This window comes from Myroides odoratimimus (genome assembly GCF_030326305.1).
In the GTDB taxonomy this organism is placed as follows: Bacteria; Bacteroidota; Bacteroidia; order Flavobacteriales; family Flavobacteriaceae; genus Flavobacterium; species Flavobacterium odoratimimum_A.
In genome coordinates this window covers 38120-49973 of the sequence record NZ_JACAKB010000008.1, presented here as the reverse complement: position 1 = coordinate 49973, position 11854 = coordinate 38120, and the positions used below count along the sequence as shown (strand labels likewise).

Sequence of the window (11854 nt, the reverse complement as noted above, 5' to 3'; positions counted from 1 at the left end):
TTTTCGTGCTTTTAAAGCTTCTTTTCGTACTTTTTCCGCTTTAGCTAGAATTACTTTTCTCTCTTCTAGTATCTCTTTGCTTACGCGCTCAGCCTCTTCTCTTATACGCTCAGTTTCATCCACTAGTCTAGACGCTTCCTCTCCTATTCTTATCGCTTCTTCCGCTATTGCTGCCATATCATCATGATTAGGAGCCTTCTTTTTACCAGATTGATCTAGTTGCCCCTCTTCTGCGTCAGTAGCCATACTTGTATACTCATCGAATAAAGTATCTTCTACATGATCTACTTCAAAAGCTGGACTTTCTATATATTTCGCTTTTACCTCTATCTGAAAGAGGAAAAAGAACCCTGCTAATACAGGAGTGATTAATAATAATTTTAAACGTTTCATATTAGTTGATTTTGGGTTGTTAAGCATTAATATACGCTTCTTCAGATCTGAAGAGCCAAAAGTATTCACCACAGGTACACACGCTATCTTATTAGACTCGTACAGTACGAGTGCGCGCTGATACGTATAGCTATCCTCTCGTTTCGCAATCTCTTGATCTACGATATACTCCAGATTTAGGTTTACCTCTTTCTGTAGCAATCGTATCATCGGATTGAACCAGAATACGTGTTTTAACCCCTCTAAGAGGATAAGGTCTAAGCTGTGCTTCTGCTGGACGTGTACTTCCTCGTGGAGCAACACTACCTCTAGCTGACTCAGCTCTTCATAATCCTTTGGCAATACGATATAGTGTAGAAAAGAATAAGCATCACTACTCGATCTATCTACTCGTATATTCTGATGAATAGCCGTCTTAGGCATATTACTAATACGTCTGACTAGCTTGATCAGTTTATACCCAAACCACAAAAGGCTCAATAGCGTGATCGTTAAATAAAGATAAGATGTGTACTGATACACCTCATTCATCGTCCATAGACTCTCCTCTTGTACTATCTCCACATCCTCCACTACATCCATAATCGGGAGAGGCATTGGCGCTAAGTTGATCGTTTCTACCTTCGTATAAGTAAGCAAAGGCAGTATTAGACTCAAAAAAATACCACTTATAAAATACAATCGATTCGTCTTGACGTACTCTCTTTCTGTAAAAACAGTTTATAGCATAAATACACTACCAGCAGTAGTCCATTTACCTTTAATATATATATAAGAATAGGTGTCATAATTCAGTTGATTGGTTGGTTGTTAATCAAACTATTTTTTATTCTTTTCTATAATATCCATTAGCTCTTCTAGCTCTGTCTTAGATAATTTTTTATCCTTCACGAAGAAACTCACTAGGTTACTAAACGAATTATCAAAATACTTCTCCATGGTCTCTTCCATAAACATCTTTCGATAGTCTTCTTTCTTCACTAAAGGATAGTACTGATGTGACTTGCCATAAGCTTTATAAGACACTACCCCTTTTTCTTCTAATATACGCACTAGCGTAGAGAGTGTATTATAATGTGGCTTAGGCTCTGGCATGTGCTCTAGAATATCATTCACAAATCCCTTTTCTAATTTCCAAAGGATGCACATAATCTCTTCTTCTTTATTGGTCAATTTTTCCATAATCCTACTTTGATATACACAAACATATAACTATTTTATTAGTTATCAAACTAATTATTTAGTTTTTAATTGAAATAATAAAGCTATACAAGTCAATCTGAATACCTAAACAGTCTTTATTCCTTATCAATAAAGCGATGCGTTAAATCCTTTCTTAATTTAGACTACGTGTACTTGACTAGTTATCAATGTGTCTTTGATATAGAATAAAATACTTTTTTACAACATATTCTGACGTTCTACAATAGCGTTTAGCTTGCACTTCCTTGAGGTTTTCTTGCACTTTCCTCGGAGCTTTCTTGCCTAGAGCATGGTTTTGTCGAAGAAAGGTGCCAGCAAGGTGCTAGCAAACCCCTACCATATCGGTAGTAAACTAAAGATATGCTATCACAGGATATGAGAAAATTATAGGTCGAAAGCTTAAGCCAAATTCACCTATATGTATACTAAGTCTTCTCAGAACTTATAAACAGCCTTAAACTTTAATAAAAAAACTACAATCTCTATCATCTTATAATAATCTAGACATTCAGAAAAAGAAAATTTTATGTTTTTAAATTGATTATCAGCTTAAAAACATCATAAATAGGCAAACTACTTCACTATCTCATCGAGGTCAAACTAGGATTAACTACTCTAAAAAAGGCTAGGTGTATGGAAGAAAACAGTAAGGTCATTAGAAGCAATACTTAATGTACAACACATCTAATATTACTAAACAAAAAAAGGCCTTACACAGTGATATACTGTGTAAGGCCTGCAACATAATTCTAACTAACTATGTATCTAATACAAATGTATACGTACAAATGTACTAGTACTGCAACTATTAAATCGCCAATACATATACGCTTAACGTTCTGCACTGTACCTAGTCTTATGATTCTAAATGCTAAGAAGGTTTTATAGCATTCAGTAGCTTATACATATCATTAGATCGTACATACGCAAAATGTCGATACATGATTTCTAGTTTTTCATTGAGAAATATAACAGCTGGATAAGCATTCGACTGAGCCAATTCTTTTGCTAACTCGTGCTGCTTCGCATGAACACCAGTCTTTCTCAGCTCATAGCGCTTTCCTTTATACTCTATAGCTTCTTCTTGTTCTGCATTAAAAGAGATGAAATAAAAGTCTTCATCTAACTTCTGCATCACTTTATCATTGTTCAATGTCTTCTTTTCCATCAGAGCACAATAGCTACACCAGTCTGTATGCATAAATACGACAACGGGCTTAGGGTCAGTAGCCATCACTTGCTCTAACTCCGAAAACATTATCTCTTTGGGTTGAGCATAGAGCGCTAACCCAAAGAAATAACTAAACATGAAAAAAAAATAAAATCTCGTCATTCTGCTTATGTGCTAACTAAAAAATGTTATATCTCACTCCTAAGAATCCTCTTATCCCTTGTAACGGAGTATAACTATAATCGTTTGGTTCGAAGATTACATCATTTCTACCTGGAGGTGGTGCTACACCATTACCTGGCTCTCCGAATGGATCCCACCATCTAGAGATCGGGTCTTCTTTTGGTAGCGTGTTGAATAAGTTCTTCACTCCTCCGTATACTTCGAATCCGTTGTTAAACTTCTTAGTCACTTGGATATTCGCTAATACTGTCCATGGTGAGTACTCTGGTCTATAGTCATTCTCTACGCGTGGCAATCTCATCGGTCCTTTCCAGTCTGATGTCAAATCTGCTGTGAATCCACTACCGAAGTTATAACTTGCGATAAAGTTACCTGACCATTTAGGAGAGTGATAAATTTGTTCTCGTACTCCGTCTTCTTTTCTGAATACATCCATATAAGTAGCTCCTGCCATCAACTTCAGTGGGAAGTCAAATGTCACATCTACGTTAAGAGATACTCCTTTAGAGATAGCGTGCCCATCTAGGTTAGCATAGATAATCTTAGTCTGGTCTGTATCTGTATCTGCATCGATCTTATTCGTGAAATAAGTATAGAACCCGTTCAAATCGAAATTAAACACTCCGAAATTAGAAGGTACTTTTACTGTATAGTTGATATTAGCATTGTATGATTTCTCTGGGTCTAGTTTCTCAGCGAATACTACTTCTCTAGCTCCTGATAACGCTCTGTGATCTTCTGTGAAGACATTCACTACGCGGAATCCTGTACCAAAACTTCCTCTTAAGGTATGGTGTGGATGAGGTGTGTACTTGTATCCTACACGTGGAGAGTGAATCCCCTTATGTGTCTTATCATAGTCAAAACGGTATCCTAATAATAATTTGTTCTTTTTATTAAGCGTCCATTCATCTTGGATGAAGATACCTGGTATTGGTGTTTCTTCTGGTTGATTCTTTACTAATCCGTTCTCATCATAGATACCCGTAGCACGAGTATTGTCATCATAATAAGTGTACTTAAATGACGAACCTAGTAAAAGACTGTGGTTTCCTAAGGTCTTATCCCAATAAGCTTGAGCGAAAGCTACCTGTTGTTTAGCATCATAAGACTCTGGTCCATACATAGAGTTCTGCTTGTGATAGATATAAGAGAACTGTGTATAGATATTCTCTGTAGTCGGTAGCTGGTACATCCCTATCGCTTCGAAACGGTTAGTGAAGATACTCTCTGCATATACGTCTTCTCCTCCGCGGTGTTGCTTGCGCTTCCAGTTAGTCTCTCCTCCCCATCTGTCTTCATATACATAGCGCAGTGCAAGACTAGCTACTTTATCATCCTTTCTCTTTAGAGATACTTTATTGAATAGAGATACTCTGTCTTGTTGTGTTACATCTGTAAAACCATCCCCGTTTTTATCTTTTCGTTCTCCGAACTTAAAGTAGTTCCCTCCGAAAAGTCCTTTTACTTTATTCCCTAGTTTATAACTAGCTCCTAAATCGATATTATTCTCTAACCAAGTCGTGCTGAACGCATCTACGCTTAACTTCGCTGCGTGTTCTGGATCTTTAGTAATCACGTTGATAATACCACCCATCGCTTCTGTTCCGTATAGTGAAGAGGCTGGCCCCTTAACTACTTCTACTCTCTCGATCATATTCGTCGGAATACCGAATAACCCGTATACAGTCGATAGAGAAGATACGATAGGCATACCATCGATCAGGATCATAGTATACGGCCCTTCCATACCATTGATATGGATGTCTCCCGTATTACATACGTTACAGTTTAGCTGAGGTTGTACTCCGTTAATCATCTGTACAGCGTCAAATAAACTAGCAGTAGGATTCTTCTCAAAAAATGCTGGCGTATATATCTCTACAGGTACTACTGCCTCTGACTTTAGTACAGGCTTCAGTGTACCCGAGATAACAATCTCATCTAGATTAGCATCTTCTTTTAGGTCGAAAGATACTGTACTGGTCTGAGTTCCTTTTACAGTTACCTTTTTAGTCTGAGCTGCAAAACCTACGAAGTCTGCCTTCACCGTATAGCTTCCTTCTTTTAAGGACTCGAAAGTAAAACTACCTTGCTCATCAGTGACTACTCCCTTATCTGTTCCTACTAATGTAACTGTAGCATAAGAAAGCGCAGTACCATTAGAAAGAACTTTTCCTTTGATATTTTGAGCATAGGAATTCAATGCAAAAAAGAGACAAAGAAAAATATTTATTGTTACAAGTTTAAAAATACTTTTACACATGGCTTTTAATTAAATTTAGGCAAAGCTAAAAATTAATTTGTAATTAAAAAAACACTAACTTTGTATTTAAACAAAAAAACAATCCATGCTTACCTATTCAGAAGAGAATTATTTAAAAACTATATTCCATTTATCACTAGGGCAAACTCAAGGAATTTCGACAAATGCTATTGCTGCAAAAATAGAAACCAAAGCCTCATCTGTGACAGATATGATAAAGAAGCTAAATGATAAGGAGCTGATTAAATATCAAAAGTATCAAGGAGTTACACTTACTCCTAAGGGAGTTATGGCTGCTAAGATGATCGTGAGAAAACACAGACTATGGGAGGTATTCTTAGTGGATAAACTTGGATTTAATTGGGATGAAGTTCACGATGTAGCAGAAGAATTAGAACATATAAAATCAGAAAAGTTAATTAATAAATTAGATGCTTTTCTAGGATTCCCAACAGAAGATCCTCATGGAGACCCTATTCCTAACGAAAAAGGAGAAATAAAACAGATAGATAAAAAATTATTATCCGAAATAGACGCTAATCAAGAAGTGGTATGTGTAGGGGTGAAAGACTCTTCTACAGAGTTCTTACAATACTTAGATAAACAGAAAATATCGCTAGGATCAAAACTAGAGATATTAGATATAGAGCCTTTTGATCAGTCGTACACCATCAGAGTAGACGACCATACGATCACTATCACAAAAAAAATAGCAAGTAATCTGTTCGTTAAAAAACAATAGACATAAAAAAAGCTTCTCTTTCGAGAAGCTTTTTACTTTATTATTTGTACGCTTTCATTACTTCATCTAACATGATATTTAGAGAGATATATCCTCCTCCTGCAAGATACCATGCATTAGGATCTAGGTAAACAATCTTTCCATTCTTATACGCATTGGTCTTTTGAATCAATGGATTCTCAACTTCTTTCTTATCCGCATTTACATTCTCCATTACAGCACCTCTATCGATGATAAAGATAATGTCAGGATTGTGTTCTAGCACAAACTCACTAGATACTACATTACCGTGATCACTTCCGCCCATCAGACCTGCTGCTGCAGACTTCACACCTAAATCATTAAATATATATCCATAACGAGAGTCCTCTCCGAAGGCACTATAACTCTTATTGTTATATAAGATTAATAAAGCTTTAGCATCGCTCTTATTAATCACTTCTTTCATCTCAGCTACTTTAGTATCGATATTCTCGATCAATTTATCTGCCTTATCTTCTACTTGAAAAACAGACCCAATTGTTTTCAGATTATCCTTTGTACTTGCTAAATAATTACTTCCTGATATTCCTAAAGAGATTGTAGGTGCAATCTTAGAAAACTCTGGGTAATCTTTATCAAACCAGTTACTCATAATGATTAGATCTGGATCTACTGAACTTACTAGCTCATAATTAGGCTGCATAAAAGATCCTACATTCACGATACTCTCATCATCTGCATATTTAGAAAGGAAATTAGGACTGTACACCTTAGCCATTCCCTTAAATGGTATACCTAACTCTGCCATATTCTCCATCGCTCCCACGTCGAACACTACTACATTCTCTAGTTTTTTATTAAAACTAACTGATCTACCCATGTTCTCTATCGTAATCGTCTCTTCAGAAGAAGCTTTAGTGTTTTCTTTTTTACAACCTACAAAAAGCATGGCTGCTAGTACTGTACTAGTAATAACCTTAGAAGTCATTCTCATTATGTCTTTATTTAAATTAATTATAAATAACAAATATAAGGTTACTTGAGAAGAACTCCTCAAATTATTGTAACTTTTATTGCTAAAAATATCTTTTAGGACAAAAGACCTTCTATTCTATTTTGGAATTAATAATTTTGCATCACCAAACAACACACAAATTATGAAAACTCTATTTTCTCCTTTAAAACTAAGGGACAATACTTTACACAATAAAATCATTGTTTCACCTATGTGTCAATATTCTGCAAAAGATGGTTTTGCGAGTGATTGGCACCTTGTACACTATGGGCAATTTGCGATAGGAAAAGCTGCTGCCATTGTACAAGAAGCGACAGCCATAAGTCCAGAAGGAAGAATAACCTATGCTGATTTAGGAATATGGTCAGATGAACATATAACCAAACTAAAGCAGATAACTGACTTTATAAAAAGTCAAGGTTCTGTACCTGGTATACAATTAGCCCATGCAGGACGAAAGGCAAGTTGTGAAAAACCTTGGATCAATAGAGCGCAGATAGCTCCTAATAGTGAGAACGGATGGCAAACTATAGCTCCTTCTGCTATTGCCTTCAACGAAGGAGAAAACCTTCCGATAGCAATGGATAAAGTAGAGATTAAAAGAATAGTAGAAGCTTTTAGACAAGGGGCTGAACGCGCTGTAAAAGCAGGCTATGAAATCATAGAGCTACACGGCGCTCATGGTTACCTACTACATCAGTTCTTATCTCCATTAACCAATCTGCGTACAGATGAGTATGGAGGTACTTTTGAGAATAGGATTAGACTAGTCTTAGAAGTCATAGAGGCCGTTAAATCTGTCTTGACTACTCAAAGTCTGTGGTTAAGAATATCAGCTACTGACTGGGCTGATGGAGGTTGGACTTTAGAGGAGAGCATAAAGCTAGCTAAGATAGTATATGAAAAAGGAGTAGAACTTATAGATGTAAGTACAGGAGGGCTAGTAAGACATCAACAAATAAAAGTTGAGGTTAATTATCAAGTTCCTTTTGCTGAAGCAATCAAACAACAGACCAATATACTTGTAGGTACCGTAGGCCTAATCAAGACAGGGCAACAGGCAGAAGATATACTAATGGCTAATCAAGCAGACTGTATCTTACTCGGTAGAGAATTTCTAAGAGATCCTCACTTCGTCATGAGAGCAGCTAATGAACTTGGTGTGAGTTTAGCATGGGCAAATCAATACGAAAGAGGAAAAGAAACAATATAATATTACATAAAATCAAACTCAGTAAAACAACAATGAACAAAAGTTTAATAGCATTAGCTGTAGGTGGGCTAGCCATCGGAATGACAGAATTCTCAATGATGGGACTACTACCTGACATCGCTAAAGACTTACAAATAAGCATACCTAAAGCGGGTAACTTCATCTCTACTTATGCCTTAGGGGTAGTAGTAGGAGCTCCATTACTAGTAATGTCTTCTAATAAATACGCTCCTCACAAAGTATTGATGGCGTTAATGGTGATGTTCTCATTCTTTCACTTACTATTCGTATTGTCACCTAGTTATACAACGTTAATTATCTCGCGTTTTATGTCAGGTCTTCCTCATGGAGCATTCTTTGGGGTAGGATCTGTGGTAGCAACGCGATTAGCTCAAAAAGGAAAAGAGGCACAAGCAGTAGCCATAATGTTCGCAGGGCTTACTACTGCTAATCTAGTAGGAGTACCATTGAGTACATACATCGGACAAGAATATTCATGGAGAACAGCGTATATGCTAATCGCCTCTCTTGGAATTGTATCTGCTATCACTATTGCATTTTGGGTACCAAAATTAGAAGCAGATAAAGAAACAAATCTAAAGAAACAAACCGCCTTCTTTAAAACACCTATAGCCTGGGTATTAGTAGCGTTAATCTCTATTGGTACAGGAGGATTATTTGCTTGGATTAGTTATATCGCACCGATGATGACTAATATTGCTTTAATATCAGAAGCTAAGATACCTTTAGTCATGACCTTAGTAGGGCTAGGTATGTTCTTAGGAAACTTCGTAGGAGGAAAACTAGCTGATACCTTCCCTCCTGCTAAAGCAGTTATTTTCTCTTTCTGTGCTATGGCTACTTGTTTAATTATCGTATATTACACTGTCCATATCCAATGGATGGCTTATGCAATGTCACTTATCACAGGATTAGTAGCATTCACGATCGGTTCGCCTTTACAAATGTTGTTAATCAACAATGCAAAAGGCTCTGAAATGTTAGCTGCTTCAGCTGGACAAGCTTCCTTCAATATCGGTAATGCATTAGGGGCCTCATTAGGAGGACTACCTATCACTTTGGGATTAGGATACAACTCACCGGAATGGGTAGGAGCTGGATTAGCGTTATGTGGAGCGTTACTAGCATATGTATTTATCAGAATGAAAAAAACAGAAACAGCTTAAAAATAGATATTTATAAAATCTAAAGCATATTGTTTTGGCTTTTATTCTATCATTCATAATAAGTTTATAAATTTGTAGGAAATAATTTTTAGCAATGTACAGAACGCATAATTGCGGAGCCTTAAGAGCTTCGGATATAAATACAGAAGTTACCCTATCAGGATGGGTAAGCAAGCATCGCGATAAAGGTTTTATGATTTGGGTTGATTTACGTGACCGTTACGGGATTACACAATTAATCTTTGATGCAGAGAGAACTGATAAAGCAGTATTCGAAGCAGCTAAAAACCTTGGACGAGAGTTTGTAATTCAAGTAAAAGGACAAGTAATCGAACGCGCTTCTAAAAACCCAAATATCCCTACAGGAGATATTGAGATTTTAGTAGATACGCTAACAGTGTTAAACGAATCTGCTGTTCCTCCATTTACTATCGAAGATGAGACTGATGGTGGAGAAGATATCCGTATGAAATACCGTTACTTAGATATCCGTAGAAATCCAGTGAAGAACAATTTATTGTTTAGACACAAGGTAGCTCAAGAGGTAAGAAATTATCTTTCTGCTCAAGATTTCTGTGAGGTAGAAACTCCTTACTTAATTAGTTCTACTCCTGAAGGAGCACGTGACTTCGTAGTGCCTTCTCGTATGAATGCTGGAGAATTCTACGCTTTACCACAATCACCACAAACATTCAAGCAGTTGTTAATGGTAGGTGGTATGGATAGATACTTCCAAATAGTAAAATGTTTCCGTGACGAGGATTTACGTGCTGATAGACAGCCTGAGTTTACTCAGATAGACTGTGAAATGGCATTCGTAAACCAAGAAGATGTTATGGATACATTCGAAGGAATGACTAGACATTTACTTAAATCAGTTCATGGAATTGAAGTTGATAAGTTCCCTCGTATGACTTTTGAAGAAGCAATGCGCAAATATGGTAATGACAAACCAGATATCCGTTTTGGGATGGAGTTCGGTGAGTTAAATGCTGTAGCTCAACATAAAGAATTCGGTGTATTTAATAGTGCAGAGTTAGTAGTAGGTATAGCTGTACCAGGTGCTGTTTCATACACTCGTAAAGAGATAGATGCTCTTATTGATTGGGTAAAACGCCCACAAGTAGGTGCTTCTGGTATGGTGTACTGTAAATGTGAAGCTGATGGATCATTTAAGTCTTCTGTAGATAAGTTCTATGACCAAGAAGATCTTAAGCAATGGGCTGAGGTGACTGGTGCTAAAGCTGGAGACTTAATCTTAGTGCTTTCTGGTCCTGCAAATAAAACAAGAGCTCAATTAAGTGCTCTACGTATGGAATTAGGTAATCGTATGGGATTAAGAAAGTCTGATGAGTTCGCACCATTGTGGGTTATCGACTTCCCTCTATTCGAGTATGACGAAGAAGCTGGACGTTACTTCGCTATGCACCACCCATTTACTTCACCTAAAGTAGAAGATATTCCATTATTAGATACAGCCCCAGGTAAAGTACGTGCTAATGCTTATGATATGGTATTAAACGGTAACGAAATTGGAGGAGGTTCTATTCGTATCCACGATAAGGCTACTCAAGAGTTAATGTTTAAACACCTTGGATTTAGTAAAGAAGAAGCTGAAAAACAATTTGGTTTCTTAATGAATGCGTTCCAATATGGAGCACCACCTCATGGAGGTTTAGCTTTTGGTCTAGATAGATTAGTGGCTATCTTAGGAGGGCAAGAAACAATTAGAGACTTCATCGCATTCCCTAAAAACAACTCTGGTAGAGATGTAATGATTGACGCTCCGTCAACTATCACCCCAGAACAATTAGAAGAATTACATATCAATGTGGTAAAACCACAGGTATAATGATAAAAAAAGGAGTTACTCATTGAGTAACTCCTTTTTTACTTTATAAGCTTTACTTAATCTATTTTCCATTATAAGTATTCATAGCATTATTTAATCCTCCTAAAGCAAACTCTTGCACTGCCTTAGAAGCCATTTTAAGACGTTCTGGTAACTGTTCTTTCTCTTTCTCATCCCATACCCCTAAAACATAGTCAACTTGCTGTCCTTTCTTAAATTCATCACTGATACCAAATCTAAAACGAGGATATGCAGCAGAGTTTAAAGTACCTTGAATACTTTTTAATCCATTGTGACCTCCATCAGATCCTTTTGGCTTTATTCTAATGGTTCCGAAAGCTAGATTTAAATCATCTGTAATCACTAAAATATTCTCTACTGGAATCTTTTCTTTCTCCATCCAATACTGAACAGCCTTACCGCTTAGATTCATATATGTATTAGGCTTTAGTAATAAAAGTGTTCTACCTTTTATCTTTACTTCTGCTAAGCTTCCAAGTTTTACAGTTTGCCAATCTCCCCCAAGCTCATTAGCTATTTCGTCTACTACTTTAAAACCGATATTATGACGTGTGTTGATATACTCAGCACCGATATTTCCTAATCCTATAATTAAAAACTTCTTCATCCTTCTATTAATGACATAA

The 11854-nt window shown here is 36.7% G+C and carries 10 protein-coding genes; 4 read left to right on the top strand and 6 right to left on the bottom strand.

The genetic code is table 11. The features are described from left to right. From HX049_RS08155 to HX049_RS08140, 4 genes are all read right to left on the bottom strand, one after another. On the bottom strand, positions 1 to 1050 hold a 1050-nt coding region (locus tag HX049_RS08155; protein ID WP_286415320.1), incomplete at its 3' end, for a M56 family metallopeptidase. Between the two features lie 162 nt (positions 1051 to 1212). Beyond that, the gene (locus HX049_RS08150; protein ID WP_006259921.1) at positions 1213 to 1575 is read right to left on the bottom strand and encodes a BlaI/MecI/CopY family transcriptional regulator; all 363 of its coding nucleotides are present in this window, start codon (positions 1573 to 1575) and stop codon (positions 1213 to 1215) included. A gap of 892 nt (positions 1576 to 2467) precedes the next feature. Further along, the gene (locus tag HX049_RS08145; RefSeq protein ID WP_286415319.1) at positions 2468 to 2929 is read right to left on the bottom strand and encodes a thioredoxin family protein; all 462 of its coding nucleotides are present in this window, start codon (positions 2927 to 2929) and stop codon (positions 2468 to 2470) included. A 16-nt stretch (positions 2930 to 2945) separates the two neighbouring features. Then, positions 2946 to 5216, bottom strand: a complete 2271-nt coding sequence (locus HX049_RS08140) for a TonB-dependent receptor (RefSeq protein WP_286415317.1) — start codon at positions 5214 to 5216, stop codon at positions 2946 to 2948. An 85-nt stretch (positions 5217 to 5301) separates the two neighbouring features. Here HX049_RS08140 and HX049_RS08135 point away from each other — a divergent pair, with 85 nt between their 5' ends. After that, a complete protein-coding gene (locus HX049_RS08135; RefSeq protein ID WP_286415316.1) occupies positions 5302 to 5958 on the top strand; it encodes a metal-dependent transcriptional regulator in 657 nt (218 codons plus the stop codon). Positions 5959 to 5998: 40 nt separating this feature from the next. Here the strand turns inward: HX049_RS08135 and HX049_RS08130 are convergent, their stop codons facing one another. Next, a complete protein-coding gene (locus tag HX049_RS08130; RefSeq protein ID WP_225600455.1) occupies positions 5999 to 6928 on the bottom strand; it encodes a siderophore ABC transporter substrate-binding protein in 930 nt (309 codons plus the stop codon). 169 nt (positions 6929 to 7097) lie between these two features. Here HX049_RS08130 and HX049_RS08125 point away from each other — a divergent pair, with 169 nt between their 5' ends. The 3 genes from HX049_RS08125 to aspS all read left to right on the top strand — a co-directional run bounded on the left by HX049_RS08125 (position 7098) and on the right by aspS (position 11207). Continuing rightward, positions 7098 to 8168 (top strand): NADH:flavin oxidoreductase/NADH oxidase, encoded by a 1071-nt coding sequence (locus HX049_RS08125; protein ID WP_286415315.1) that lies wholly within the window; start codon positions 7098 to 7100, stop codon positions 8166 to 8168. Positions 8169 to 8200: 32 nt separating this feature from the next. Then, a complete protein-coding gene (locus HX049_RS08120) occupies positions 8201 to 9355 on the top strand; it encodes an MFS transporter (RefSeq protein WP_286415313.1) in 1155 nt (384 codons plus the stop codon). Between the two features lie 94 nt (positions 9356 to 9449). Next, the gene (aspS, locus tag HX049_RS08115) at positions 9450 to 11207 is read left to right on the top strand and encodes an aspartate--tRNA ligase (RefSeq protein WP_286415310.1); all 1758 of its coding nucleotides are present in this window, start codon (positions 9450 to 9452) and stop codon (positions 11205 to 11207) included. A 61-nt stretch (positions 11208 to 11268) separates the two neighbouring features. Here aspS and pth read toward each other — a convergent pair whose 3' ends face one another. Further along, on the bottom strand, positions 11269 to 11835 hold the full coding sequence (gene pth, locus HX049_RS08110; protein ID WP_006259930.1) for an aminoacyl-tRNA hydrolase: 567 nt from the start codon (positions 11833 to 11835) through the stop codon (positions 11269 to 11271). Between the last annotated feature and the right edge of the window lie 19 nt (positions 11836 to 11854).